We start from the raw sequence: 24,864 nt of genomic DNA, 5'->3' as shown, positions 1-24,864 counted from the left end.
CTTTAGCGGCGAATGACGCCGACGCTCAGGCCTTCGATCACCAGGTCCTGATCTTTCAGGTTCACTTCAATCGGGGCGAACTCAGGGTTCTCGGCCAGGAGCCAGACCTTGCTGCCTTCGCGCTTGAAGCGTTTGACGGTGACTTCATCGCCGATACGGGCGACGACGATCTGGCCGTTACGGGCTTCTCGGGTGGTGTGGACGGCCAGCAGGTCGCCATCGAAGATACCCACGTCCTTCATGCTCATGCCATGTACCCGCAACAGGTAGTCGGCGCGAGGGTGGAAGAAGGTCGGGTTGATGTTGCAGGATTCCTCGACGTGCTGCTGCGCCAGGATGGGCGCGCCGGCGGCGACGCGACCGATGATCGGCAGTGTCGATTCGTCGGCCTTGGCTTCGAAGCCAGGGATGCGAATACCCCGTGAAGCACCGGGGGTCATCTCGATCGCGCCTTTGCGAGCGAGGGCCTTGAGGTGTTCTTCGGCGGCGTTGGGGGACTTGAACCCCAGTTCCAGCGCAATTTCGGCTCGTGTCGGCGGGTAGCCGTTGTCATCGAGGCAGCGCTTGATAAAAGCCAGAATCTCAGCTTGGCGTGGCGTCAGTTTTAGCATGTTGATCGCTCTGTCTTTTTATACAGTGACTGGTATTATATACAGTGGACTGCGCTTGGCAATCATCCTTTTCTACGCCTCCGCTGGACGGTCATTCGTTAACTGTCCTACAAGGCAGAGATAGCGCTGCCTACAGACCTGGGAGTATGTGATTAAATAGCGATGAAATAGATGACTGCCCGGCCGGAAAGCGAACTTGCAGGCTTGACAAGACACACCCTGAAACGTATGTTTCAAACAAGTGTTTGTCAGGCGGAGTATCCATGGCCCAGTCGGAAACCGTTGAACGCATTCTCGATGCTGCCGAGCAATTGTTCGCGGAAAAAGGATTTGCTGAAACTTCATTGCGGCTGATCACCAGCAAGGCCGGGGTCAACCTCGCCGCGGTGAACTACCATTTCGGCTCGAAAAAGGCCCTGATCCAGGCGGTATTCTCGCGCTTCCTGGGGCCGTTCTGTGCCAGCCTCGACCGTGAACTCGAGCGCCGCCAGGCCAAGGCCGACCACAAGCCGACCCTGGAAGACCTGCTGGAAATGCTCGTGGAGCAGGCGCTGGTGGTTCAGCCACGCAGCGGCAATGACCTGTCGATCTTCATGCGCCTGTTGGGCCTGGCATTCAGCCAGAGCCAGGGCCACTTGCGCCGTTACCTGGAAGACATGTACGGCAAGGTATTCCGCCGCTATATGTTGCTGGTCAACGAAGCCGCCCCGCGTATTCCGCCGATCGAACTGTTCTGGCGCGTGCACTTCATGCTCGGTGCAGCCGCATTCAGCATGTCCGGGATCAAGGCGTTGCGTGCGATTGCCGAGACCGATTTCGGCGTGAACACTTCCATTGAGCAGGTCATGCGCCTGATGGTGCCATTCCTTGCCGCCGGTATGCGCGCTGAAACCGGCGTGACCGACTCGGCCATGGCTGCCGCCCAGTTGCGCCCACGCAGCAAATCCACGCCAGCTGCCGCCAAGGTTTGACCGCTCCGGGTGTGCGCGGCCGCTTGCATCCGCTAAGCTAGCCGCCCATGCCGAATTCAGCTATTTACTCGCAACCTGTTGTCCTCACTGCGCCTGGTGAGGACAACGGGTTGCGTGCGTTATTTAAGGAAGGTTTATGACTGCTGCCCTGCAAGGTTCTTTGATGGTCGACGTGGCCGGTACTTGGCTGACGGCCGAGGATCGCCACCTGTTGCGCCAGCCTGAGGTCGGTGGCCTGATCATTTTTGCGCGCAATATCGAGCATCCGCGCCAGGTGCGGGAATTGAGCGCGGCGATTCGTGCGGTGCGCCCGGACCTGCTGCTGGCGGTCGACCAGGAAGGCGGTCGCGTACAGCGCCTGCGCCAAGGCTTTGTGCGCCTGCCGGCCATGCGCGCGTTGGCGGACAACCCCAACGCCGAGTACCTGGCCGAGCAGTGCGGCTGGATCATGGCCACTGAAGTGCTGGCGGTCGGCCTCGACCTGAGCTTCGCCCCGGTACTGGACCTGGACTACCAGCGCAGCGCCGTGGTCGGCACCCGTTCCTTCGAGGGCGATCCCGAGCGCGCCGCCGTGCTTGCCGGTGCCTTTATCCGTGGCATGAACAGCGCCGGCATGGCCGCCACCGGTAAGCACTTCCCGGGCCATGGCTGGGCCGAGGCCGACTCTCACGTCGCGATTCCCAATGACGAACGCAGCCTGGAACAGATTCGCGCCAATGACCTGGTGCCTTTCGCACGCCTGAGCAAGCAGTTGGCGGCAGTGATGCCGGCGCATGTTATCTACCCGCAGGTGGATGCGCATCCTGCCGGCTTCTCACGCCGCTGGTTGCAGGACATCCTGCGCGGCGAGTTGCAGTTCGATGGGGTGATTTTCAGCGATGACCTGTCGATGGCCGGTGCCCATGTGGTCGGCGACGCGGCCAGTCGGATCGAGGCGGCGCTGACCGCAGGTTGCGACATGGGGCTGGTGTGCAACGACCGCGCGGCGGCTGAGCTGGCGCTGAGTGCGGCGCAGCGCATGAAGGTCACGCCGTCGGCCCGCATCGCGCGTATGCGTGGGCAGGCGATTGCTTCGACTGACTATAAACAGGACCCACGTTGGTTAACGGCCCTGGCTGCTCTGAGAGCCGCTCAACTCATCGACTAATGCGTAGCAGCTGTCGAGCGCAAGCGAGGCTGCGTAGGCCGCGCTGATGATCCAGGACCGAGTCGCGGCCTACGCAGCCTCGCCGGGGCTCGACAGCTGCTACGAATGCCATGGCCTCACCCCCCCCGTAGCAGCTGCCGAGCGCAAGCGAGGCTCGACAGCTGCTACGGATTTGCGTGGTGTTGGATAAGGCGGTATCTACGGGGGCGCGTCAGGTATGTTTTTTCAGCGCTTTTCCTGCTTATTGGGCAACGGCGCAAACAACGCCTCGATATCGTCGTTGCCCAACTGCCAATCCCCCGTGGTACGCCCATCCAGCACACCCGCTGCCAGGTCGGATTTTTCCTTTTGCAGGTGCTGGATTTTCTCCTCCACCGTGCCCCGCGCGATCATCTTGTACACGAACACCGGCTTCTCCTGGCCAATGCGGTATGCGCGGTCGGTGGCCTGGTTTTCCGTGGCCGGGTTCCACCAAGGGTCGTAGTGAATCACGGTATCGGCTTCGGTCAGGTTCAGCCCTACACCGCCGGCCTTCAGGCTGATAAGGAAAATCTGCAACTTGCCGCTCTGGAAATCCTTCACCGGTGTGCGCCGGTCGCGGGTCTGGCCCGTCAACAGGGCGTAGGCGACACCGCGCTTTTTCAGCTCCACTTCGATCAGGCTCAACATCGAGGTGAACTGGGAAAACAACAGGATCCGGCGACCTTCCTCAAACAGCTCTTCGAGCATTTCCATCAGGCTGTCGAGCTTGCCCGAGCTGCTGCCACGGGTGGGCAGGGTCGCATCGTTGACCAGGCGCAGATCGCAGCACACCTGGCGTAGCTTCAGCAGTGCTTCAAGGATGATGATCTGGCTGCGCGCCACGCCTTTGCGGGTGATTTCGTCGCGGACCTTTTTGTCCATGGCCAGGCGCATGGTCTCGTACACATCGCGCTGGGCCTCATTGAGGTCGACCCAGTGAATGATCTCGGTCTTGGGCGGCAGCTCCGTGGCCACCTGCTCCTTGGTGCGGCGCAGCAGGAAGGGTTTGATCCGACCGTTGAGGTGCTGCAGTCGTACTTCGCTGGCGCGCTTTTCGATGGGGACGCGGTAGTCGCGGTTGAAGCTTTTGACGTCGCCCAGCCAGCCCGGCAGCAGGAAGTGGAACAGCGACCACAACTCGCCCAGGTGATTTTCCAGCGGTGTGCCGCTCAGGCACAGGCGCTGCCGGGCATTCAGCTCGCGCGCGGCCTGGGCAGCCTTGCTGGAAGGGTTCTTGATGTACTGGGCTTCATCGAGGATCAGCACATGCAAGGGCAGGGCGGCCAGGTGCTCGATGTCCTTGGGCAGCAGCGCGTAGGTGGTCAACAGCAGGTCGTAGTCCTGCAGGCTGGCGAAGTGTTTTTTGCGCGTGGCCCCGTACAGCGCCAGCACCTTGAGTTGCGGGGTGAAGTGCGCCGCTTCGTCCAACCAGTTGGGGATCAGGCTGGTGGGCATCACCACCATGCACGGCCGGTCCAGGCGTCCGGCGATCTTTTCACTGAGGATATGCGCCAGGGTCTGCAGGGTTTTGCCCAGGCCCATGTCATCCGCAAGAATGCCGCCCACCTCCAGCTGGCGCAGCGACTGCATCCAGCTCAACCCTTCCAGTTGATAAGGCCGCAAGGTCGCGTTCAGGCCTTCGGGTGCCACACAGGTGAAGTCCTTGATGTCCCGCAGGCGCTGGGCAAAGTTGCGGATCTCCTCGCCGCCCTCCCATTGCAGGGGCAGGTCTTCCAGCGGGTTGAGGCGAATCGCATCGGCCTTGGCCAGGCGCAGCGCGGTGGTGCCCGGCTCCTGCAGGTAAAACTCACCGAGGGTGGCCAGTACCGGTTTCAGGCGGCCGTAGGGCAGGGCCACTTGCAGCGGGCCATGACCGCCATTGGGCAGGCCGGGGATATTCACCAGGATCAGCTCGTCATCGCGGCGCCGCGCGAGTTTTTCCGGGTTGAGGATCTCGGTGTGGGAGCGCATCAGGTTGAGCAGGATCGGCAGCAGGCTCAGGCGCTCACCGTTGACGATAATCCCCAGTTCCAGGTCGAACCAGTCGCGCTCGGGGCCTTCATCGACAGTGGCGTACCAGTCGTCGACCGCGCTCAGGTCAAACCCGAAGTCTTCGTCGATCTGCAACTCCCAACCCTCGGCCCGCAGGGTCGGCGAGGCATTGAGTGTGAAGTTCAGCCAGGCACTGTCATTAACCATCTCGAACAGCTCGCCGGCGCTTTCCGGCAAGGCCTTGCTCTGGCGCGTGGCGATCTTGAAACCGAGCAGGCGCAGTTGCTCGCGATAGGGCTGCTCCAGCTCGGGATGACGCTTGATGCGCAGGCTCTGGGTTTCCTGGCGCACGATGATGTCGGCGTTTTTCTGCCCGCTGACATAGTTGCCCAAATAGTTGAACGACAGCGCCGCACGGTGCTGGATATAGCGCTGCATCTTGCCGTTGCGCGGTTCAAATGCGCTGAACTCGACGCTGGCCAGCCACAGGCGCGGCACGGGCACCACATCCTCCATCACCACCTGCGGCAACACCGCACGGTTATCCAGCACGGCCTGGAGTTTTTCCAGCAACTCGGCATCCTGGGCGGCCGCCGGGTAGGCCAGGGTTTCCTGGACCTTGAGCAGCACCGCCGCGATGTGTTTGCAGTTGGTGTGCACCGGGCAGGTACAGCGGCTGTCCACCAGGATCAGCGCGCCCTTGGCCGATTCGCGCAAGGAGATGGTCTGCCGGTAAACGTTGCCCCCCGAGCCTTCGCAACTGGCGACGATGGTGCTGTCGCCGGATTCGACGATGCGCACGCGGTTCTCCAGGGCATAGCGCCGCCCGCGCTCCAGGCTTTGCTCTTTGAAGCGATTGGCCCATGAAGGGGCCAGGGGTTTGGTCAACGGCGACGTCAGGGGCATGGCGCTGGATCAGTCCTGAATGTCGGGCGGGGGTGCGCTGGGTGGCTTGGCGGTCAGCGAAGTGATCTTGATCAGCAGTGCCAGATGGCCGCCATCCAGGTAGTTGAGCTGGTTGTTCTTGGTGCGCACGTCTTTCTGGCTCAGGTGTTCGCTGGCCACCACGCTGCCGTTGCTGTCGAACGTGTTGAGCCAGAAGTCCGCATCGATATCCGTGAAACGCCCCAGTTGCAGGCTTAACACGCCCTCGATGGGGAACTGGCCGAACTGCTCCTGGCCGTCGGTGATCGCGATCCTGACCGGCTGCTCGCCGAGGTTCTGTTCCCAGGCCTTGTGCGCCAGCACGGTGAAGCTGTTATCGGCGTTGAGTTTGTCGACGATATTGTTCAGGCGCGGCGGGCTCAGCCTGTCGCCCAACCGCTGCGCGCCCGCATCCCAGTTTTCCGGCGCCGCGCGGCTGTTGAGCGCCGGCTCCGCGTTCTGGCGTACCAGGATCATTTCCACCTGGTACGGACTGTCGGCAAATGCCGAAGGCGCGAGTACCACCAACAACAGGCTCAGAATGCGGAACAGGCGCATTGGGGCGTCCTTCAAGCAGATTTCGGGATGAGGCGCTCGAACAACGCCTCCAATGTATTAAAGCGTTCTTCGGCACGTTCCATCGGCACCATGAACTTGAACAGCGTAGCCCCTTCGAACTTGTAGCGATTGGGCTGGCCCTGGATCAGCTTGATCAGCACCAGTGGGTCCACCGGTGTCTGCGCTTCGAACTCGATACGCCCGCCTTGCGGCCCGGCGTCGACTTTCTTGATCCCAAGCTGCTCGGCCTGCAATTTGAGCAGGGTCAGGCGCACCAGGTTCTTGGTCGGCTCGGGCAGCAGGCCGAAGCGGTCGATCATCTCCACCTGCAGGTCCTTGAGGCCCTCTTCGTCGGTGGCCGAGGCGATGCGTTTGTACAGGATCAACCGTGCATGCACATCCGGCAGGTAGTCTTCGGGGATCAACGCCGGCAAGCGCAGGTTGATTTCCGGACCGCCGCCCAGGGGCTGGTCGAGGTTTGGCTGCTCGCCCTTGCGGATGGCTTTCACCGCGCGTTCGAGCATCTCCATATACAGGGTGAAGCCGACGGCCTGGATCTGCCCGCTCTGGCCATCGCCCAGCAGTTCGCCGGCACCGCGGATTTCCAGGTCGTTGGTGGCCAGCACAAAACCGGCGCCCAGGTCCTGGGTGTTGGCGATCGCTTCCAGGCGCTTTTCGGCGTCCCCGGTGATCTGCTGGCGGGGCGGCGTCAGCAGGTAGGCATACGCCTGGTGGTGACTGCGCCCAACCCGGCCGCGCAGCTGATGCAGCTGGGCCAGGCCGAACTTGTCCGCCCGCTCGATGATGATGGTGTTGGCGCTAGGCACGTCGATGCCGGTCTCGATGATGGTCGAGGCGATCAGCACGTTGAAGCGCTTGTGATAGAAGTCGCTCATCACCTGTTCGAGATCGCGTTCGCGCATCTGCCCGTGGCCGATGGCGATGCGTGCTTCCGGCACCAGTTCGGCGAGGTCGGCGGCGCATTTCTCGATGGTTTTTACGTCGTTGTGCAGGTAGTACACCTGGCCGCCGCGCAGCAATTCCCGCAGCAGCGCTTCCTTGACTGTGCTTTTGTTCTGCTCCATCACGAACGTGCGCACCGACAGGCGCCGCGCCGGCGGCGTGGCGATGATCGACAGGTCGCGCATGCCCGACACCGCCATGTTCAGCGTGCGCGGAATCGGCGTGGCGGTGAGGGTAAGAATGTCGACTTCACTGCGCAGGGCCTTGAGCTGTTCTTTCTGACGCACACCGAAGCGGTGTTCTTCGTCGATGATCACCAGGCCCAGGTTCTTGATCTTTACATCGTCCGACAGCAGCTTGTGCGTGCCGATCACGATGTCGATCTTGCCTTCGGCGAGGTCGGCGACGGCGGCATTCACTTCCTTGGCGGACTTGAAGCGGCTCATCACTTCCACGGTCACCGGCCAGTCGGCAAAGCGGTCGCGGAAGCTGTTGTAGTGTTGTTGGGCGAGCAGGGTAGTCGGCACCAGGATCGCCACTTGCTTGCCGCCGTGTACCGCAATAAAGGCCGCGCGCATGGCCACTTCGGTCTTGCCGAAGCCCACGTCGCCGCACACCAGGCGGTCCATCGGCTTGGGCGCGAGCATGTCGGCGCGCACCGCTTCGATGGTGGTTTGCTGGTCCGGGGTTTCTTCGAAGGCGAAGCCGGCACTGAAGGTGGCGTAGTCGGCTTTCGGGTCGGCGAAGGCATACCCTTCGCGCGCCGCACGACGGGCATAGATGTCGAGCAGTTCGGCGGCGACATCGCGCACCTGTTCGGCGGCCTTGCGCTTGGCTTTCTGCCAGGTCTCGGAGCCCAGGCGGTGCAACGGCGCCAGGGCGTCGTCGCTGCCGGTGTAGCGGGCGATCAGGTGCAGGTTGGCCACCGGCACGTAGAGCTTGGCGCCCTCGGCGTATTCCATGGTGAGGAATTCGGCGGCCTGGTTGTCGATCTCCAGGGTCTGCAGGCCCAGGTAGCGGCCGACACCGTGGTCGATATGCACCACCGGCGCGCCTTCGCGCAGTTCCGTGAGGTTTTTGATCACCGCATCGTTGTTGGCGTCGGCGCGTTTTTCACGGCGGCGACGCTGCATCACGCGCTGGCCGAACAGCGGGCTTTCGGCGATCAGCGCGAGCGCCGGGTCATCCAGCAGCAGGCCTTCGTCCAGTGGCGCGATGGTGATCGCCAGGCGCTCTTTGCTGGCGACAAAATCCGGCCAGCTGTCGACGGTTTTCGGCCGCAGCTTCAGGCGTTCCAGCAGCTCCAGCAGCACTTCACGGCGCCCGGCGGACTCTGCGGTGAACAGCACGCGGCCGGGGAAGTCGCCGAGGAAGTTCGAGAGTGCTTCCAGGGGTTGCGTGGCTTTGGCCTGGATCGCCAGGTCCGGCAGCGTCGCCGCCGGGAAACGCTCGCGACCGCTGCCGGTATCCACATCCTGTTGGCTGGCGACCACGCGCGGCCAGTTTTTCAGGCGGGCGAAGCAGTCTTCCACCGGCAGGAACAGCTCGGCGGGCGGCAATAAAGGCCGGGAAGGATCGACGCGGCGCTCTTCATAGCGGTTGCGCACGTCGTTCCAGAAGTTTTCCGCCGCCTGTTCGATGCCCGGCAACGAGAACACCTGGGTGTCCTGGGGCAGGTAGTCGAACAGGGTCGAGGTTTCGTCGAAGAACAGCGGCAGGTAGTACTCGATACCGGCCGGGGTAATCCCGCTGCTCAAGTCCTGGAAGATCGGGCAGCGGCGGAAGTCCACATCAAAGCGTTCACGGAAGCGCGCCTTGAAGCGCGTGACCGCGTCCTTTTGCAGCGGGAACTCCCGCGCCGGCAGCAGCTTGATCGACTCGACCTTGTCGATGGACCGCTGGTTTTCCGGATCGAAGGTGCGCAGGGTCTCGATTTCGTCATCGAACAGGTCGATGCGGTACGGCAACTTGCTGCCCATGGGGAACAGGTCGATCAGCGCACCACGCACGGCGAATTCACCGTGCTCATACACCGTGTCGACACAGCGGTAGCCGCTGGCTTCGAGGCGCGTGCGCATCTGTTCCACGTCGAGTTTCTGGCCGATATCCAGCACCAGGCTGCTGCCCAGCAGGAACTTGGTCGGCGCCAGGCGGTGCAGGGCGGTGGTGATCGGCACCACCAATACACCGTGGGCCAGTTCCGGCAGGCGGTACAGGCTGGCGATGCGCTGGGAGATGATGTCCTGGTGCGGCGAGAACAGGTCGTAGGGCAGGGTTTCCCAGTCGGGAAAATGCAGCACCGGCAAATCGGGGGCGAAGAAGCTCAGCTCCTGCTCCAACCGTTCGGCGCTTTGGCTGTCGGCGGTAAGCAGCAGGGTAAAGCGCTTGGCTGCGCTGGCAGCCTCGGCAATGGCCAGGCTCAGGGCGGCACCGGGCAGGTTGCCCCAGTGCTGTTTACCTGCCGCGGCAGGGAGAAGCGGTAGACGCAGAACGGGCACGGAAGGTTGAGCTCCAAGCGTTGCGACAAAGTCGGTAATTGTAACGGCCCGAGGTGCCGCCTGTCAGTTGCTGACTGAGCCTATTACGGTTTGTAGGAAATGTAGTGGCTAAGACAAACAAAGCAGCCTTTTGACTCATTATGTAGTGCCGTTTTGCACGGATGTTTCGGAGAGTTACGGACAAGTTGGCGGCACTGCGCCATTGGTGGCCTTCTGAAACCCGCGTGTTTCCTGGCCTGTAGCGGGGTGGTATTTTTTTGCAAGGGCTTTTTGTTGTGGTTGGCGCATTGCTCAACGGGCGGTCGGACGACATAATGTAGCCCCTTTTTTCAGCCCCTACATGTGGAAGGTTCCCGTGACTCAGAAGCCCGACCAGTGTCTTGGTGAATGGATCGACCGTGAAGCACTCGCAGAAGCGATGATCCCGCTTATCGGTCAGCTGTACCGCAATAACAATGTGGTGAGCTCGATCTATGGCCGCAGCCTGATCAACCAATCAGTCATCGCGATTCTCAAGGCGCATCGCTTTGCTCGCCATCGTTCCGCCGACGACAGCGAACTCTCCGTCCACGAAACATTCCCCCTGCTCAAGGCCATGAGCGAGCTCAAGCTCGGCGCGGCTTCGGTAGACCTGGGCAAGCTGGCCTACAAATTCCGCAAGGAAGGTGCCGGCCGCAGCGCCGAGCAGTTCGTGCGTGAAGAAATGGCCGATGTGGTGGGCCAGCAAAACGCCGCTGCCCGCAAAGGCACCGACGTTGTCCTGTACGGTTTCGGTCGTATCGGCCGCCTGCTGGCGCGCATCCTGATCGAAAAAACCGGTGGCGGCGACGGCCTGCGCCTGCGTGCCATCGTGGTGCGCAAAGGCGCCGAGAACGACCTGACCAAACGCGCCAGCCTGCTGCGTCGCGATTCGGTACACGGTTCGTTCAACGGCACCATCACCATCGACGAAGAAAACAACACCATCACCGCCAACGGTAACCTGATCCAGGTGATCTACGCGAAGAACCCGACCGAGGTGGATTACACCCAGTACGGCATCAAGGACGCCCTGCTGGTGGACAACACCGGCGTATGGCGTGATGCCGAAGGCCTGGGCCAGCACCTGGCCTGCCCGGGTATCGACCGCGTCGTGCTGACCGCGCCTGGCAAAGGCAAGCTCAAGAACATCGTGCACGGCATCAACCACGGTGAAATCACCGCTGACGACAAGATCGTGTCCGCCGCCTCCTGCACCACCAACGCCATCGTGCCGGTGCTCAAGGCTGTGAATGACAAGTTCGGCATCGTCAACGGCCACGTTGAAACCGTTCACTCGTACACCAACGACCAGAACCTGATCGACAACTTCCACAAGGGCGATCGCCGTGGTCGCAGCGCTGCGCTGAATATGGTCATCACCGAGACCGGTGCCGCCACCGCCGCTGCCAAGGCCCTGCCGGAGCTGGCCGGCAAGCTGACCGGTAACGCGATCCGTGTGCCGACGCCGAACGTGTCGATGGCCATTCTCAACCTGAACCTTGAGAAAGCCGCTACCCGCGAAGAGATGAACGAGTACCTGCGCTACATGGCGCTGCACTCCGACCTGCATAAGCAAATCGACTTCGTCAATTCCCAGGAAGTGGTGTCCACCGACTTCGTTGGCTCGCGCCACGCCGGTGTGGTGGACGCGGAAGCGACCATTACCCAGGACAACCGCGTTGTGCTGTACGTCTGGTACGACAACGAGTTCGGCTACAGCTGCCAGGTGGTTCGCGTGATGGAAGACATGGCCGGGGTCAACCCGCCTGCGTTCCCGCGCTAAGCCTTAGCACTGAATGAAAAAGCCCCGACTGGTTCGGGGCTTTTTCATGGCAGCGGGTTTTGTGTTGTCGAGCTGGGCCTCATCGGCAGCAGGCTCCCTCCCACATTTGAATGTATTCACAAGTCGACATGTGGGAGGGGGCTAATGCCAGTCAGTTACGGCTTTTTGTAGGAGCGAGCTTGCTCGCGAAAAACTCACAGGCGCCGCGTTCATTCAGGAAGCACGCGTTATCGTTGGCGTTTTTCGCGAGCAAGCTCGCTCCTACAGGAGGCGATGTACGCTTAACTGACTGGCATTAGGGCTTGCCCCCGATAGCGATCGTTCAGAGGATGCATACTCATTTCAGCAGTTTGCCGCGCAAATCATCGGACAAACCCTTGGGCGCCAGCCAAATACCCAGGTAGGCCCTTGCCAGCGCGTCATTGCGGCTGCTGAACACCACCTGCCCATTGATCTCCAGATTCAGGCCACGGCCGGGGCGAAAGTCCAGGGCGTAGCGATCACCGCTGCGGATGTTACGAAAGCTGGCGTGCAACTGGTCGACTTCAATCCTCAGGCGAGGGCTGGCTTGCTGGCGCTCCAAGGTGGCCGTCGCCGCCTTGATCACATCGTTGCGGTCGATGTCGCGAAAGTAATACAGCACAAGGCGCAGCGGCTGTTGCGAGTCCCATGCCTGCCTGGCGCTCACAGTCTGCGGGGCATACAGCGCAGCCGCGTACACATCCGCCCAGAGGTAGGTGAACACCGTCTGGTTTTTCAGCGCCAGTCCATGGGCTTGCGCAGGAAAATCGGCTTGCCGGAGCCGGTCTGCCTCACTTGCATGCACCACAACCGAAAAAATCATCATTAAACAGAAAACGACATGCCGCATAATGGCCCGTCCTGCAAAGGTGCGTGTCAGCAGTGTAATGCCCGTTTCCTGTTCCTGTAGTAAAGGCAAAACTGGCCTACGACGCGACCAAGGGTTAATGTGCGCGGCGTTGAGCCTTATATAGACTGTGCCCCGGTTCACACACTTGAGCCAAATTGTCCTTCATGACCGCTGGCCGCGGCATGATTTAGCCAGGCGTCCAACCGTGCGCCTGGCCTGTTCTGAGGAGTACGCATGGCTGTCTACAACTACGACGTGGTGGTACTGGGTTCCGGCCCGGCTGGAGAAGGTGCGGCGATGAACGCCGCGAAGGCAGGGCGCAAGGTGGCGATGGTCGATAGCCGTCGCCAGGTCGGCGGTAACTGCACCCACCTGGGTACCATCCCGTCCAAGGCTTTGCGTCACTCGGTGCGCCAGATCATGCAGTTCAACACCAACCCGATGTTCCGGGCCATTGGTGAGCCGCGCTGGTTCTCGTTCCCGGACGTGTTGAAAAGCGCCGAGAAGGTCATCTCCAAGCAAGTCGCTTCGCGCACCGGGTACTACGCCCGTAACCGTGTCGACCTGTTCTTCGGCACCGGCAGCTTCGCCGACGAGCAAACCGTCGAAGTGGTGTGCGCCAACGGCGTGGTCGAGAAGCTGGTGGCCAAGCACATCATCATCGCCACCGGTTCGCGCCCGTATCGCCCGGCGGATATCGATTTCCACCACCCGCGTATCTACGATAGCGACACCATCCTCAGCCTGGGCCATACCCCGCGCAAGTTGATCATCTACGGCGCCGGCGTGATCGGCTGTGAATACGCCTCGATCTTCAGCGGCCTGGGCGTGCTGGTGGAGCTGGTGGACAACCGCGACCAGTTGCTGAGCTTCCTCGACTCGGAAATTTCCCAGGCGTTGAGCTACCACTTCAGCAACAACAACATCACCGTGCGTCACAACGAAGAATACGAGCGGGTCGAAGGCCTGGACAACGGCGTGATCCTGCACCTCAAGTCCGGCAAGAAGATCAAGGCCGATGCCTTGCTGTGGTGCAACGGCCGTACCGGCAACACCGACAAGCTCGGCATGGAAAACATCGGGGTCAAGGTCAACAGCCGTGGCCAGATCGAAGTGGACGAGAACTATCGCACCTGCGTGACCAACATCTACGGTGCCGGTGACGTGATCGGCTGGCCAAGCCTGGCCAGTGCGGCGCATGACCAGGGCCGTTCGGCCGCTGGCAGCATTGTCGACAACGGCAGCTGGCGTTATGTGAACGACGTGCCGACCGGGATCTACACGATTCCCGAGATCAGCTCGATCGGCAAGAACGAGCACGAACTGACCAAGGCCAAGGTGCCTTACGAAGTGGGCAAGGCGTTCTTCAAGAGCATGGCGCGTGCGCAGATCGCCGGTGAGCCGCAAGGCATGCTCAAGATCCTGTTCCACCGCGAAACCCTGGAAGTCCTCGGCGTGCATTGCTTCGGCTACCAGGCTTCGGAGATCGTGCACATCGGCCAGGCGATCATGAACCAGCCGGGTGAGCAAAATACCCTCAAGTATTTCGTCAACACCACGTTCAACTACCCGACCATGGCCGAAGCCTATCGGGTAGCGGCCTACGACGGCCTCAACCGGCTTTTTTGAGCGGCTCCGGCCGGTGGCCTGAGCCGGCCGGGGAGACCGATTTCAGTAATTCTCGAGGGTGGCAGTGGCCAAACCGGGAAAGTCTGTAATCAGGCTATCTACGCCGAAGTCGGCGAGCCTGCGCATCAGCGCAGGTTCGTTGACTGTCCACACGGACACGTGCAGGCCCTGGCGCTGGGCTTTTTCCAGGCGTTCGGGGGTGCACAACGTCCAGTTCAACGCCAGCATCTCACAGCCGTAGTTTTGCGCGACCTTCAGCGGGTCGAGCCACGCATATTCGGCGACCAGCCCGCGTGACAGGTCGGGGGTGAGTTCAACCGCCGCCTTCAACACTTCCCGCGAGCTTGAGGTCACGGTGACCTTGTCCATCAGGCCGAAACGCACGGCCATCTCACGAATGGCCAGCACGGTGGTCGCGGCGCGGGTGCGCGAGGCGCTTTTGACTTCCAGTTGCCAGTGATCGAAGTCGCACTGTTCGAACAGCTCTTCCAGGCGCGGAATCGGGCAAGGCTTGACCCAGCCCGGGCCGCCTTTGCGCGCGTCCATCTTCACCAGGTCTGCCGCCGAATACTCGACGACTTTGCCGCGCCGGTCGGTGGTGCGCTTGAGGGTCGGGTCGTGGATGACCATCAGTTCGCCGTCCATGGACAGGTGCAAATCCAGTTCGCAGCGGCGTACACCGTGCTTGAGACACGCCTGGAAGCTGGTCAGGGTGTTTTCCGGTGCTTCGCCTTTGGCACCGCGGTGGCCGTAGATCAGGGTCACAGTTGCTCCTTTACGCCAGGTTGTCTGGCAGGGTAAATACGAATTCAGGTGTCTTGGGCGTCGCTCTGTTCCCGTGCCAGGCGCCGTTCCTGCGCCTGTTTCTGCAGGATGTAGCGCGCCAGGAGCTGGCGTTGGGCATCGGTCATGGCTTCGAATTCCGTGCCGACGTCGAAGCCTGTGCCCTTGGAATCGCAATGGGTGACCCGCGCGCGCAGCAGCAGGCCGAGCGCCTGGGGCATCAGCACCAGCTTGACCGCCAGGTGCGCACCCACCGTCAGGGGGGAGGGGTGTTGGAAATCGATGCCGCCTTCGGAAATGATCACCGGCTGCGGGGCGCCGACCTCATCCAGCAGGCCGCGGGCCATGATTTGGCTGAGCAAATCCAGGCGTTTGTTCTGCACGCGGAGAAAGGCGACGAGGGTGCGATCCTTCTCGCTGAGCTGGCGCAGCAGGTGCTGGGCTTCAAATTCGCTCAGGTGCAGTTCACTGAGCAGATTGAACAGCGGTGAATCATCCAGCAACACTTCCTTGCTCGCCGCTTCGGGGGCAGACAGGCTTTTGATTTGGAGTGCGATCATGTCGTCGATACGGTAGTATTCGCGGCGCTCTTCTTCATCTAATGTCGACATGGCGAACCCCAGGTAACGGTAATGGTCTGAGTGTAAAGCTGCTTACCAGACCCCGCCACCGGGACGTCTTCTTTTCCTCCGAACAAGCCCCGACATGTTCAGACCTCTCTTCGTATTTATTGGCACGCGTTATACCCGTGCAAAGCGTCGCAATCATTTTGTGTCGTTCATTTCCTTGACCTCGATGATCGGTCTCGCCCTTGGTGTGGTCGTGATGATCGTGGTGCTGTCGGTGATGAACGGCTTCGATCATGAAATGCGCACCCGCGTGCTGGGCATGGTGCCCCACGCGACCATCGAGGGCGATGCGCCCATCAGCGACTGGCAAAGCCTGGCCGCCAAGGTCAAGCAGAACCCCAAGGTAGTGGCCGTGGCGCCGTTTACCCAGATGCAGGGGCTGCTGACCAACGACGGCAAGGTGCAGAAAATCCTGCTCAATGCCATCGATCCGGCCCAGGAACGCAACGTCTCGATCATCGACAAGTTCATGTTGCAGGGCAAGCTCGACGATCTGGCCCCCGGCAGTTTTGGCATTGTCATCGGTGACAAGGCGGCGGCCAAGCTCGGCGTAGGCATCGGCGACAAACTGACCTTCGTCGCGCCGGAAGTCACCGTGACGCCGGCCGGCATGTTCCCGCGCATGAAGCGCTTTACCGTGGTCGGCACCTTCCACGTCGGCGCCGGCGAGATCGACGGCTACCTCGGCCTGACCAACCTCACCGACCTGGCCCGCCTGCATCGCTGGCAGCCGGACCAGGTGCAAGGCCTGCGCCTGAAGTTCAACGACCTGTTCGATGCCCCGCGTGGCGCCTGGGAAATCGCCCAGCACCTGGGTGAAAGCCAGTACTACGCCCGCGACTGGACCCGCACCCACGGCAACCTGTACCAGGCCATCCGCATGGAAAAAGCCATGATCGGCCTGCTGTTGCTGCTGATCGTCGCGGTCGCGGCCTTCAACATCATCTCCACGCTGGTGATGGTGGTGAATGACAAGAAGGGCGACATCGCCATCCTGCGCACCCTCGGCGCCACGCCGGGGCAGATCATGGCGATCTTCATGGTGCAGGGCACCGTGATCGGCGTGGTCGGCACCTTGATCGGCACCGCGGTAGGCATTTTGGCCGCGCTGAACGTCAGTGCCGCCATCGCCTTGCTTGAAAAGGTGATCGGCCACAAGTTCCTCAACGCCGACGTCTACTTCATCGATTACCTGCCGTCCCAGGTGCAAGCCCAGGACGTGCTGATGGTGGGCGGCGCCGCGTTGGTCCTGAGTTTTCTTGCCACCCTGTATCCAGCCTGGCGCGCGGCACGTACCCAGCCAGCACAGGCCTTACGTTATGAGTGAATCGGGCATGAGTGAAAAAGCAATCCTGAGCTGCCGCAACCTGGGCAAATCCTACGAGGAAGGCCCGGAGTCGGTCGTGGTGCTGTCCAACCTGCAACTGGAACTGCATCCCGGCGAGCGCGTGGCGATCGTCGGCAGTTCCGGTTCCGGCAAAAGTACCTTGCTCAACCTGTTGGGCGGCCTCGATACGCCGTCCCAGGGCAGCGTATGGCTGGCCGGTGAAGAACTGTCGGCCCTGAATGAAAAGGCCCGTGGCCAGTTGCGCAACCGCTCGTTGGGCTTTGTGTACCAGTTCCACCACCTGTTGCCGGAATTCACCGCCCTGGAAAACGTGTGCATGCCGCTGTTGATCGGCAAGACCGCGATCCCGGAAGCGCGCCAGCGTGCCAAGGCGTTGCTCGAGCGCGTCGGCCTCGGCCATCGCCTGGAACACAAGCCGGCCGAACTGTCCGGCGGTGAGCGCCAGCGTGTGGCGATTGCCCGTGCCCTGGTGAACAACCCGGGCCTGGTGATGCTCGACGAGCCCACCGGCAACCTCGACTCCCACACCGCCCAGGGCATCAAGGACTTGATGCTGGAACTGAGCACCCAGATGCGCACCGCGTTCCTGGTGGTGACCCATGACATGAGCATGGCCCGCCAGATGGACCGCGTGCTGCACCTGCAGGAAGGTCATCTGGTCGCCATCTGACCTGTTTCAAGCCCGGTGCCTGACGCCGGGTTTTCTATTTTTCCAACGGTGCCCGCGAATGTTCAGACCGTTATCGATTTTCATCGGCACGCGCTATACCCGCGCCAAGCGCCGCAACCGTTTTGTTTCGTTCATCTCGATGACCTCGATGATTGGCCTCGCCTTGGGCGTGCTGGCGATGATCGTGGTGCTGTCGGTGATGAACGGCTTCCAGCGTGAAATGAGCTCGCGCATCCTTGGCATGGTGCCCCACGCCACTATCGTCGGGGTGAACCCGATCGACGATTGGCAGCCGCTGGCCGCTGCGGCGATGAAAAATCCGCAAGTGACTGCCGCCGTACCGTTCACGCAGATGGACGGCATGTTCTCCTACAAGGGCGCGATGCAGCCGATTGAGATCAGCGGTGTTGACCCGGCCCAGGAAGGCAAGGTGTCGATCGTGGCCCAGCATATCGTGCAGGGCAAACTGGAAGACCTGAAGCCCGGTGAGTTCGGCGTGGTGGTCGGCGAAATCACCGCCCGGCGTTTTCGCCTGAATGTGGGCGACAAATTGACCCTGATCGTCCCGGAGATCAGCAGTGCACCCGGTGGTATCACCCCGCGCATGCAGCGTCTGAACGTAGTGGGTATCTTCAAGGTCGGCGCCGAGCTGGATGGCTCCATGGCCTTGATCCACATGGCTGACGCCGCCGAGATACAGCATTGGCAGCCGAACCAGGTGCAGAGCGTGCGCCTGGCGTTGAAAGACCTGTACGCAGCGCCCAAGGTCTCGGCGGACATCGCCGCCAGCCTCGGCAGCGGCTACAAGCCCGATGACTGGACCCACACCCAGGGCAGCCTGTTCAGCGCGATGAAGATGGAAAAGACCATGATCGGCCTGTTGTTGCTGATGATCGTCGCCGTCGCGGCGTTCAACATCATCGCCACGCTGATCATGGTGGTGAACGACAAGGGCGCGGACATCGCGATCCTGCGTACCATCGGCGCCACGCCACGGCAGATCATGGCGATCTTCATGGTGCAGGGCACGGTGATCGGCATTGTCGGCACCTTGATCGGCGGTGTGCTGGGGGTGATTGCGGCGCTGAACGTGAGTGAGCTGGTGGGCTGGCTGGAACGGGTGAGCGGGCAGCATATCTTCAGTTCGGATGTGTACTTCGTCAGCAACCTGCCTTCCGAGCTGCAAAGTGGCGATGTGGTGCTGATTTGTACGGCCGGGTTTGTGTTGAGCTTCATGGCGACGATTTACCCGGCGTATCGGGCGGCGAAGATTGAGCCGGCGCATGCCCTTAGGTATTCGTAGTCTTTAAGACCGCTATCGGGGGCAAGCCCCTCCCACATGTGAATGTATTCACGGATCAAAGTGTGGGAGGGGGCTTGCCCCCGATAGGGCCGGCCCGGCTTGCATCAATTTCCCCTGGGCAACTCAATCACAAACCTTGTCCACCCCGCCGCGGATTCACAAAAAATCCTCCCCCCATGGGCTCGCACAATCGACTGGGTAATCGCCAATCCCAGCCCCGCATGCTCGCTGCTGCCCTCATGGCGCGCCGGGTCGGCTCGGTAGAACCGGTCGAACAGCCTCGGCAACACGTGCGCTGGAATACCTTCCCCGCTGTTTTCTACCGTCAGTGTCACGCCCCGTGCGCCTTCAACCATCCGCACGCGCACTTGGCCGCCGGCCGGGGTGAACCTGAGGGCGTTATCCAGCAGGTTCGACAGGGCCCGGCGCAGCATGCCGCGATCGCCGGCGGTTTGCGCGCCGCCTTCGCGTACCAGCGAGACCTGTGCGTCTTCTGCCAGCAACGCGAAAAACTCCAGCAACGTCTCCACTTCATCCGCCAGTACCAACGGCTCGCGCTTGGGCACCAGCAAGCCGTGGTCCGCCTTGGCCAGGTACAGCATGTCATTCACCAACTGCGCCATCCATTGCAGCTCTTCCAGGTTGCTGTGCAGCGCTTCGCGGTAATCCTCCAGGGGGCGCGGTTGGGTCAGGATGACCTGGGTCTGGGTCAGCAGGTTCGACAGGGGCGTGCGCAGTTCATGGGCAATGTCGGCGGAGAAGGCCGACAGGCGTTGGAAGGCGTCGTCCAATCGCCCGAGCATGGCATTGAAGGCCTGGGCCAGTTCGGCCAATTCCGCCGGCATTTGCTGGTGAGGCAGGCGCTGGGTCAAGGAGTGGGCCGACACGCTGGCAGCCACTTCGCCCATGCGCCGCAACGGCCGCAAGCCACTGCGTGCAGCCCAGGCGCCCAGCAGCGCGGTGGCCAGGGCCGACAGGCCGACGGTGAGCCAGATCAAATGTTGCATGCGTTGCAGGAAGTGCTGGTGATGGGTGATGTCGAGCATCAGGGTCAGTTGCGGTGAGGCGGGCTGGCCGGGCCTCAAGGGGGCGTTGTAGACGCGGTAGTCGGTGCCGGCGTTCTGCAGGGTGTGCAGGCCAGGCGCCTCGGGCAGGCTGACGCTTGGTGCATCGTCCAGCCAGCGCTGGCCGGCGGCGGTGATGCGCAATGTCAGGTCAGGCTGGCGATTGAGTTCGGCTCGCAGTTGCGCTTCGCGTTGGGCGAATGAGTCCAGTGATTCGACGCCCTGCAAGGTGCTGCGCAGCGCCACCAGCTTGCTGTCGAGTTGCTGTTGGTCCAGCTCAATGAAGTGCGCCTCGCTGGCACGGTTGAACAGCACGCCGGCGAACAACGAGACCACCGCGGTGCACGCCGCAAACAGCAGGGCCAGGCGGCTGGCCAGGGACAGACGCTGGATCAATGGCTGCGCTCCTCCAGCACATAACCCATGCCGCGCACGGTATGGATCAGCTTGGTGGGGAAAGGATCGTCGACTTTCAGGCGCAGGCGTCGGATCGCGACTTCGATGATGTTGGTGTCACTGTCGAAATTCATGTCCCACACCTGGGAGGCAATCAGCGACTTGGGCAGGACTTCGCCCTGGCGGCGCAGCAGCAGTTCCAGCAGGGAGAACTCCTTGGCGGTGAGGTCGATGCGCTGGCCGTCCCGTTCGACGCGGCGGCGGAGCAGGTCCAGGCGCAGGTCGGCCAGTTGCAGGGCGGTTTCCTGCGGCGTGCTGCTGCCACGGCGCAACAGGCTGCGTACCCGCGCCATCAGTTCGGAGAAGGCAAAGGGCTTGACCAGGTAATCGTCGGCACCCAGTTCCAGGCCGTGCACTCGGTCTTCCACGGCATCCCGGGCGGTCAGAAACAGCACCGGGATCTCCAGGCCGGCACTGCGCACTGCTTGCAGGATTTGCCAACCGTCGCGACCGGGCAGCATCACATCCAGGATCAACAGGTCATAATCGCCGGTCAGCGCCAGGTGCTGGCCGCTGGTGCCGTCGGCCACCAGTTCGGTGGTAAAGCCCGCCTCGGCCAGGCCTTGGCGCAGATAGTGGCCGGTTTTCGGTTGGTCTTCGACGATCAGCAATTTCATGGGCGGCTCTTGGCAACAGTTCACGAGGGGCTTTATACCCTGGGTGCCAGGGGAAGGGCGCAACCTGACAAAGTTGTAATCTAGCAGTCAGCTGGCTGGCAGCGGCGCACTCTTAGAGTGCTGTCCAAGCAGGTTGCACACTTTTTGGAGAATCGAGATGGCATTGCGTACACCCCTCTTGTTGGCGGGCTGCCTGTTGGCGTTGAGTTTCAATGCAATGGCGGATGCGGCCCATACCTACGCGTTCGGCCAGCCGGCACCGGCGGATAAGGCCACACGCACCGTGGAAGTGACGCTGCAGGACATTTCCTTTTCGCCCAAGTCCCTGGACGTCAAGGCCGGTGAGACGGTGCGCTTTGTACTGGTCAACAAAGGCCAGTTGCTGCATGAATTCAACCTCGGTGACGCGGCGATGCACGCCGAACACCAGAAGGAAATGCTGCAGATGCAGGCCAGCGGCATGCTCACCTCCACGGGTATGGGCAAGATGGATCACAGCGCCATGGGCCACGGTGAAATGGGCGGCATGAAACACGACGATCCCAACAGCGTGCTGGTGGAACCCGGCAAGACTGCTGAGCTGACCTGGACGTTCACCAAGGCCACCGGCCTGGAGTTTGCCTGCAACCTCCCCGGGCATTACCAGGCGGGCATGGTCGGCAAGCTGACCGTTGAGTAAGGCGTTTCTTAAGGGCGGGGGCAAAGGCTGGTAGACTGGCGCGGTTTATTTAGCCAGGTTTCCGCCATGCATCCCGCAGCCGAACATTCGCCGCTGGGCAAGTCCAGTGAATACATTTCCACCTACACCCCTTCGTTGCTGTTCCCGATTCCACGCGCCGCCAAGTGGGCCGAGCTGGGCCTGAGCGCCGAGACCCTGCCGTACAAGGGCGTGGACTTCTGGAACTGCTTCGAGTTGTCCTGGCTGCTGCCGTCGGGCAAGCCGGTGGTAGCCATCGGTGAGTTCAGCATCCCCGCCGACTCGCCGAACATCATCGAGTCCAAGTCGTTCAAGCTGTACCTCAACTCGCTGAACCAGACCGCGTTCACCGATACACCAAGCCTGGAAGCGACCCTGCGCACCGACCTCAGCGCCGCCGCCGGCAAGCCTGTTACCGTGCGTATCCGCAGCTTGGCCGACATTGAGGCCGAAGGCGTGATGGCGTTGCCGGGCACGTGTGTTGACGATCTGGATATCAGTGTCAGCAACTACGAACACCCGCGCCCGGAGCTGCTGCGTTGCGATGACTCGCGCATTGTCGAGGAGAGCGTGCACAGCCACCTGCTCAAGTCCAACTGCCCGGTGACCAGCCAGCCCGACTGGGGCAGCGTGGTGGTGGCGTACCGTGGTTCGGCGTTGGATCACGGGAGTTTGCTGGAATACCTGGTGAGCTTTCGCCAGCACTCGGATTTCCATGAACAGTGCGTGGAGCGCATCTTCCTTGACCTGCAGCGTTTGCTGAAGCCGGAAAAGTTGACGGTGTATGCGCGCTATGTGCGGCGCGGCGGGTTGGATATCAACCCTTACCGCAGCACTGAAGATGTGGCGTTCCAGAACGTGCGCCTGGCCCGTCAGTAAACAAAGATGGGAGGGGGCGAGCCCTCTCCTACCTTTTGGTTCTGCGCCTGGCTTGGGCTCGGGTCAGATCCCCATATTGCCCAAGGTGATCATGATATTGCGCAGTGTCCCGGAAATCACCGGGTGCTCAGCGTCGAACTCTATGGCTGCTTGGCTCACATCGTCGGAAATACTCGGCGTCTGAGTGGCCGGTTCAAGTTCAAGTTGCAATTCAAACTTGGCAATCAAGGCTTGCAGCGCTTCACGTTTTTCTTCCGACAGCGGCGGTTCCTGTTCCAGCTGCCCGCGCAGGATCTCGACCTGTTCTTCCAGTTTTTTGCGATCAGGCATGACGTTCTTCCTTTTATCGATAGGCACTGGCATAGACCACGGCACGCCGTGAAAGGTCTACGGACTGACCTGTAGATTAATCCACGGGCGCCGACTGTGCATGATCTCGATCAGGGCTTCTCGCCTTTGAGCTGACGCAGGCTGATGTCGGCCAGGCAGGTGCCGAGTTCACCGAGGTGATCGATCACCGAGTGGACCCCCAGGCCATAGAGCTCAACGGTGGCTTTGCCGCGCTTGTGCTCGCGTTCCTTGTCGCTCAGCGCCTGCCACTGCTCAGGCGCCAGGCCGCACAGCGAACCACAGGAGGCCAGGCCAATGGTCCACAAGCCGGCATTCAGGCCCGATTGCAACAGGCGCGGCTCGCCGCTGACCAGTACGCAACCTTCCAGGCGTTCAATGTTGAGTTCCATCAAGGCTTGCCAGCAGGCATGAGGGGCGGGCCAGCGGATGGAGGAGGGGGATGCGGCCTTGAGCCAGTTGGGCAGTACGGCGGCCAGTGGTGTGGTTACCGAAGGCGGCAGTTCATCCAGCCAGGCACAGGGGACGCCTTGTTCCTTGAGGCTGCGCAGGATTTTCAGGGCGCCGGGTGTGGCTTGGGAGTCCGGGGAGGGGGAATCGGTGCGCGCCCGGGAACCAAAGTCCACCAGGCAACCACTCAGGCCAAACAGAACAGCAGTCAAGGCGGGCGCGTTGGCGATGGCTATCTCGGCGTGAGGCATGTCGACATCCCTGAAATAGCTGTGACGCTATCGGGGCAGGATGACAAGCAGATGACAGCGGGGTAATTGTAGGAAAATTGTCCATTTGTGTTAGGACGATTCCTGGCAGCTGCCTAATTGGGTACTTCCGTCATATACTGACGGCCTTATTCAGGGCATAGCGCCCATGACAGACCATTCAAGGAGCAAAAGCTATGCGCTGGAGCCACTACTTCGCTCAGCTATCGGTGTGTGCCACTGTCCTGCTGGCGCCTTTCGCTGCACAGGCTGCATCGGAAGATGATCCATGGGAAAGCGTCAACCGCCCGATCTTCACCTTCAACGACACCGTTGATACCTATGCCCTCAAGCCATTGGCCCAAGGCTATCAGTGGATCACTCCGCAATTTGTCGAAGACGGTATCCACAACTTCTTCCGCAATATCGGCGATGTCGGCAACCTGGCCAACAACGTGCTGCAGCTCAAACCCCACAATGCCGGGGTCGACACTGCGCGCTTGCTGGTTAACACCACGTTCGGCGTGCTGGGCTTTATCGACGTCGGCACCAAAATGGGGCTGCAACGCAGTGATGAAGACTTTGGCCAGACCCTCGGTTACTGGGGCGTGGGCAGCGGTCCCTACGTGATGATCCCGCTGCTGGGCCCGAGCACCTTGCGTGATGCACCGTCCAAATACGTGGACAGCTACACCCAACCGTACCGCTATATGAACGATATCGGCTGGCGCAACAGCACCATGGGCCTGAACATCGTTGACACCCGTGCCAGCCTGCTCGACAGCGAGAAACTGATCACCGGCGACAAGTACACCTTTATCCGCAATGCCTACCTGCAGAACCGCGAGTTCAAGGTCAAGGATGGCAAGGTCGTCGACGACTTTTAGGCTGTGATGTTTTGAAATGAAAAAAAGGCGACCCTGGCGGTCGCCTTTTTTATGCGCGGGTTTCAGCGCATTTTCAGGATCCTAAGCCCGAGTTGTTGCTCGTCGCCCGTGGTTTTGGTCCAGACCACTTCCGTGTCAGCCTCCAGGCCCTTGAGCGCCGCGTGCTCTGAATCAATGCGCACGGTGAGCAGGTCTCCCACGGCGAACTGGCGCGGTGCCTGCACCTGCATCCCGGAGCTGGAAAGGTCCACGCAAACGCCGGCAAACTCCTGGCCTTCGTGGAGCAAAGATACTTCGGCATCCACCCGCATGCGGATGAAATCGCGTTTTTCGGCGTAGTCGCGCTCGTGTTCGCCCATCGGTTCCATCCTTACTTTGTGTTGTGGTCTTGGCTGTTCTTATAACTCCCGGTGATTTGCGATGTAAAGACGCCCGGCGACCATCGGCATGAGCTTGAAACCCCCGGCGGATGGGAGTACCGTCTGCGCCTTAGAAG

General features: G+C 61.5%; 22 protein-coding genes. 10 read left to right on the top strand and 12 right to left on the bottom strand.

The window, feature by feature from the left end; genetic code table 11:
* Positions 1-2 precede the first annotated feature (2 nt).
* Entirely contained in the window at positions 3-611 is a 609-nt protein-coding gene (gene lexA / locus Q8X51_RS14635) for a transcriptional repressor LexA (RefSeq protein ID WP_003172575.1), read from the bottom strand.
* Positions 612-874: 263 nt separating this feature from the next.
* On the opposite strand from lexA, the gene Q8X51_RS14630 reads away from it, so the two are divergent.
* Both Q8X51_RS14630 and nagZ read left to right on the top strand, forming a co-directional pair.
* A complete protein-coding gene (locus Q8X51_RS14630) occupies positions 875-1,582 on the top strand; it encodes a TetR/AcrR family transcriptional regulator (RefSeq protein WP_027604237.1) in 708 nt (235 codons plus the stop codon).
* Positions 1,583-1,718: 136 nt separating this feature from the next.
* Positions 1,719-2,729, top strand: a complete 1,011-nt coding sequence (gene nagZ / locus Q8X51_RS14625; protein ID WP_407693321.1) for a beta-N-acetylhexosaminidase — start codon at positions 1,719-1,721, stop codon at positions 2,727-2,729.
* Between the two features lie 225 nt (positions 2,730-2,954).
* On the opposite strand, the gene Q8X51_RS14620 is transcribed toward nagZ, so the two are convergent.
* From Q8X51_RS14620 to mfd, 3 genes are read right to left on the bottom strand one after another with little or no spacing between them, the layout of a single operon-like run.
* The gene (locus Q8X51_RS14620; RefSeq protein WP_407693322.1) at positions 2,955-5,648 is read right to left on the bottom strand and encodes a DEAD/DEAH box helicase; all 2,694 of its coding nucleotides are present in this window, start codon (positions 5,646-5,648) and stop codon (positions 2,955-2,957) included.
* Between the two features lie 9 nt (positions 5,649-5,657).
* Positions 5,658-6,224 carry a CsiV family protein gene (locus tag Q8X51_RS14615; RefSeq protein WP_065928156.1) on the bottom strand — a complete coding sequence of 189 codons (567 nt, stop codon included), beginning with the start codon at positions 6,222-6,224 and terminating at the stop codon, positions 5,658-5,660.
* A gap of 11 nt (positions 6,225-6,235) precedes the next feature.
* On the bottom strand, positions 6,236-9,685 hold the full coding sequence (gene mfd, locus Q8X51_RS14610; RefSeq protein WP_027604233.1) for a transcription-repair coupling factor: 3,450 nt from the start codon (positions 9,683-9,685) through the stop codon (positions 6,236-6,238).
* A 340-nt stretch (positions 9,686-10,025) separates the two neighbouring features.
* Between mfd and Q8X51_RS14605 the strand changes: the two genes are divergently transcribed.
* Positions 10,026-11,489, top strand: coding sequence for a glyceraldehyde-3-phosphate dehydrogenase (locus Q8X51_RS14605; protein WP_027604232.1), 1,464 nt, complete (start codon positions 10,026-10,028; stop codon positions 11,487-11,489).
* A gap of 337 nt (positions 11,490-11,826) precedes the next feature.
* Here Q8X51_RS14605 and Q8X51_RS14600 read toward each other — a convergent pair whose 3' ends face one another.
* On the bottom strand, positions 11,827-12,360 hold the full coding sequence (locus Q8X51_RS14600) for a chalcone isomerase family protein (RefSeq protein ID WP_065928154.1): 534 nt from the start codon (positions 12,358-12,360) through the stop codon (positions 11,827-11,829).
* A gap of 234 nt (positions 12,361-12,594) precedes the next feature.
* Here Q8X51_RS14600 and sthA point away from each other — a divergent pair, with 234 nt between their 5' ends.
* A complete protein-coding gene (gene sthA / locus Q8X51_RS14595; protein WP_005786183.1) occupies positions 12,595-13,989 on the top strand; it encodes a Si-specific NAD(P)(+) transhydrogenase in 1,395 nt (464 codons plus the stop codon).
* 42 nt (positions 13,990-14,031) lie between these two features.
* On the opposite strand, the gene Q8X51_RS14590 is transcribed toward sthA, so the two are convergent.
* Entirely contained in the window at positions 14,032-14,754 is a 723-nt protein-coding gene (locus Q8X51_RS14590) for a glycerophosphodiester phosphodiesterase (protein WP_027604230.1), read from the bottom strand.
* A 44-nt stretch (positions 14,755-14,798) separates the two neighbouring features.
* Positions 14,799-15,383, bottom strand: coding sequence for a PilZ domain-containing protein (locus Q8X51_RS14585; RefSeq protein ID WP_065928153.1), 585 nt, complete (start codon positions 15,381-15,383; stop codon positions 14,799-14,801).
* A gap of 94 nt (positions 15,384-15,477) precedes the next feature.
* Between Q8X51_RS14585 and Q8X51_RS14580 the strand changes: the two genes are divergently transcribed.
* From Q8X51_RS14580 to Q8X51_RS14570, 3 genes are read left to right on the top strand one after another with little or no spacing between them, the layout of a single operon-like run.
* Positions 15,478-16,728 (top strand): lipoprotein-releasing ABC transporter permease subunit, encoded by a 1,251-nt coding sequence (locus Q8X51_RS14580; RefSeq protein WP_027604228.1) that lies wholly within the window; start codon positions 15,478-15,480, stop codon positions 16,726-16,728.
* A 7-nt stretch (positions 16,729-16,735) separates the two neighbouring features.
* Positions 16,736-17,419, top strand: a complete 684-nt coding sequence (gene lolD / locus Q8X51_RS14575; RefSeq protein WP_024074097.1) for a lipoprotein-releasing ABC transporter ATP-binding protein LolD — start codon at positions 16,736-16,738, stop codon at positions 17,417-17,419.
* Positions 17,420-17,477: 58 nt separating this feature from the next.
* Positions 17,478-18,722 carry a lipoprotein-releasing ABC transporter permease subunit gene (locus tag Q8X51_RS14570; RefSeq protein ID WP_407693323.1) on the top strand — a complete coding sequence of 415 codons (1,245 nt, stop codon included), beginning with the start codon at positions 17,478-17,480 and terminating at the stop codon, positions 18,720-18,722.
* A gap of 104 nt (positions 18,723-18,826) precedes the next feature.
* On the opposite strand, the gene Q8X51_RS14565 is transcribed toward Q8X51_RS14570, so the two are convergent.
* The gene (locus Q8X51_RS14565; protein WP_407693324.1) at positions 18,827-20,182 is read right to left on the bottom strand and encodes a heavy metal sensor histidine kinase; all 1,356 of its coding nucleotides are present in this window, start codon (positions 20,180-20,182) and stop codon (positions 18,827-18,829) included.
* Positions 20,179-20,859, bottom strand: a complete 681-nt coding sequence (locus Q8X51_RS14560) for a heavy metal response regulator transcription factor (RefSeq protein WP_407693325.1) — start codon at positions 20,857-20,859, stop codon at positions 20,179-20,181. Before Q8X51_RS14560 ends, Q8X51_RS14565 begins: the two co-directional genes overlap by 4 nt.
* 157 nt (positions 20,860-21,016) lie before the next feature.
* On the opposite strand from Q8X51_RS14560, the gene copI reads away from it, so the two are divergent.
* Both copI and queF read left to right on the top strand, forming a co-directional pair.
* Complete coding sequence (gene copI, locus Q8X51_RS14555) at positions 21,017-21,538, top strand: copper-resistant cuproprotein CopI (protein WP_065928149.1); 522 nt, start codon at positions 21,017-21,019, stop codon at positions 21,536-21,538.
* Positions 21,539-21,604: 66 nt separating this feature from the next.
* A complete protein-coding gene (gene queF, locus Q8X51_RS14550; protein WP_407693326.1) occupies positions 21,605-22,435 on the top strand; it encodes an NADPH-dependent 7-cyano-7-deazaguanine reductase QueF in 831 nt (276 codons plus the stop codon).
* Between the two features lie 63 nt (positions 22,436-22,498).
* On the opposite strand, the gene Q8X51_RS14545 is transcribed toward queF, so the two are convergent.
* The gene (locus Q8X51_RS14545) at positions 22,499-22,765 is read right to left on the bottom strand and encodes a DUF4404 family protein (protein ID WP_065928147.1); all 267 of its coding nucleotides are present in this window, start codon (positions 22,763-22,765) and stop codon (positions 22,499-22,501) included.
* Positions 22,766-22,875: 110 nt separating this feature from the next.
* Complete coding sequence (locus tag Q8X51_RS14540; RefSeq protein ID WP_065928146.1) at positions 22,876-23,484, bottom strand: phosphatase; 609 nt, start codon at positions 23,482-23,484, stop codon at positions 22,876-22,878.
* A gap of 194 nt (positions 23,485-23,678) precedes the next feature.
* Between Q8X51_RS14540 and Q8X51_RS14535 the strand changes: the two genes are divergently transcribed.
* Positions 23,679-24,368: an MlaA family lipoprotein gene (locus tag Q8X51_RS14535; RefSeq protein WP_027604219.1), complete on the top strand. Its 690-nt coding sequence runs from the start codon at positions 23,679-23,681 to the stop codon at positions 24,366-24,368.
* 62 nt (positions 24,369-24,430) lie between these two features.
* Here the strand turns inward: Q8X51_RS14535 and Q8X51_RS14530 are convergent, their stop codons facing one another.
* Complete coding sequence (locus tag Q8X51_RS14530; RefSeq protein WP_407693327.1) at positions 24,431-24,727, bottom strand: PilZ domain-containing protein; 297 nt, start codon at positions 24,725-24,727, stop codon at positions 24,431-24,433.
* Positions 24,728-24,864: the final 137 nt, after the last annotated feature.

This window comes from Pseudomonas sp. Yb2C2 (genome assembly GCF_052112325.1).
GTDB lineage: Bacteria > Pseudomonadota > Gammaproteobacteria > Pseudomonadales > Pseudomonadaceae > Aquipseudomonas > Aquipseudomonas marginalis.
This window is presented reverse-complemented; position numbering and strand designations above follow the sequence as displayed.

What these genes read in the sequence shown, in the direction of transcription:
- lexA (WP_003172575.1), bottom strand. Translation starts at nt 611, where the DNA reads ATGCTAAAACTGACGCCACGCCAAGCTGAGATTCTGGCTTTTATCAAG.
- Q8X51_RS14630 (WP_027604237.1), top strand. Translation starts at nt 875, where the DNA reads ATGGCCCAGTCGGAAACCGTTGAACGCATTCTCGATGCTGCCGAGCAA.
- nagZ (WP_407693321.1), top strand. Translation starts at nt 1,719, where the DNA reads ATGACTGCTGCCCTGCAAGGTTCTTTGATGGTCGACGTGGCCGGTACT.
- Q8X51_RS14620 (WP_407693322.1), bottom strand. Translation starts at nt 5,648, where the DNA reads ATGCCCCTGACGTCGCCGTTGACCAAACCCCTGGCCCCTTCATGGGCC.
- Q8X51_RS14615 (WP_065928156.1), bottom strand. Translation starts at nt 6,224, where the DNA reads ATGCGCCTGTTCCGCATTCTGAGCCTGTTGTTGGTGGTACTCGCGCCT.
- Q8X51_RS14605 (WP_027604232.1), top strand. Translation starts at nt 10,026, where the DNA reads ATGTGGAAGGTTCCCGTGACTCAGAAGCCCGACCAGTGTCTTGGTGAA.
- Q8X51_RS14600 (WP_065928154.1), bottom strand. Translation starts at nt 12,360, where the DNA reads ATGCGGCATGTCGTTTTCTGTTTAATGATGATTTTTTCGGTTGTGGTG.
- sthA (WP_005786183.1), top strand. Translation starts at nt 12,595, where the DNA reads ATGGCTGTCTACAACTACGACGTGGTGGTACTGGGTTCCGGCCCGGCT.
- Q8X51_RS14585 (WP_065928153.1), bottom strand. Translation starts at nt 15,383, where the DNA reads ATGTCGACATTAGATGAAGAAGAGCGCCGCGAATACTACCGTATCGAC.
- Q8X51_RS14580 (WP_027604228.1), top strand. Translation starts at nt 15,478, where the DNA reads ATGTTCAGACCTCTCTTCGTATTTATTGGCACGCGTTATACCCGTGCA.
- lolD (WP_024074097.1), top strand. Translation starts at nt 16,736, where the DNA reads ATGAGTGAAAAAGCAATCCTGAGCTGCCGCAACCTGGGCAAATCCTAC.
- Q8X51_RS14570 (WP_407693323.1), top strand. Translation starts at nt 17,478, where the DNA reads ATGTTCAGACCGTTATCGATTTTCATCGGCACGCGCTATACCCGCGCC.
- Q8X51_RS14560 (WP_407693325.1), bottom strand. Translation starts at nt 20,859, where the DNA reads ATGAAATTGCTGATCGTCGAAGACCAACCGAAAACCGGCCACTATCTG.
- copI (WP_065928149.1), top strand. Translation starts at nt 21,017, where the DNA reads ATGGCATTGCGTACACCCCTCTTGTTGGCGGGCTGCCTGTTGGCGTTG.
- queF (WP_407693326.1), top strand. Translation starts at nt 21,605, where the DNA reads ATGCATCCCGCAGCCGAACATTCGCCGCTGGGCAAGTCCAGTGAATAC.
- Q8X51_RS14545 (WP_065928147.1), bottom strand. Translation starts at nt 22,765, where the DNA reads ATGCCTGATCGCAAAAAACTGGAAGAACAGGTCGAGATCCTGCGCGGG.
- Q8X51_RS14540 (WP_065928146.1), bottom strand. Translation starts at nt 23,484, where the DNA reads ATGCCTCACGCCGAGATAGCCATCGCCAACGCGCCCGCCTTGACTGCT.
- Q8X51_RS14535 (WP_027604219.1), top strand. Translation starts at nt 23,679, where the DNA reads ATGCGCTGGAGCCACTACTTCGCTCAGCTATCGGTGTGTGCCACTGTC.
- Q8X51_RS14530 (WP_407693327.1), bottom strand. Translation starts at nt 24,727, where the DNA reads ATGGGCGAACACGAGCGCGACTACGCCGAAAAACGCGATTTCATCCGC.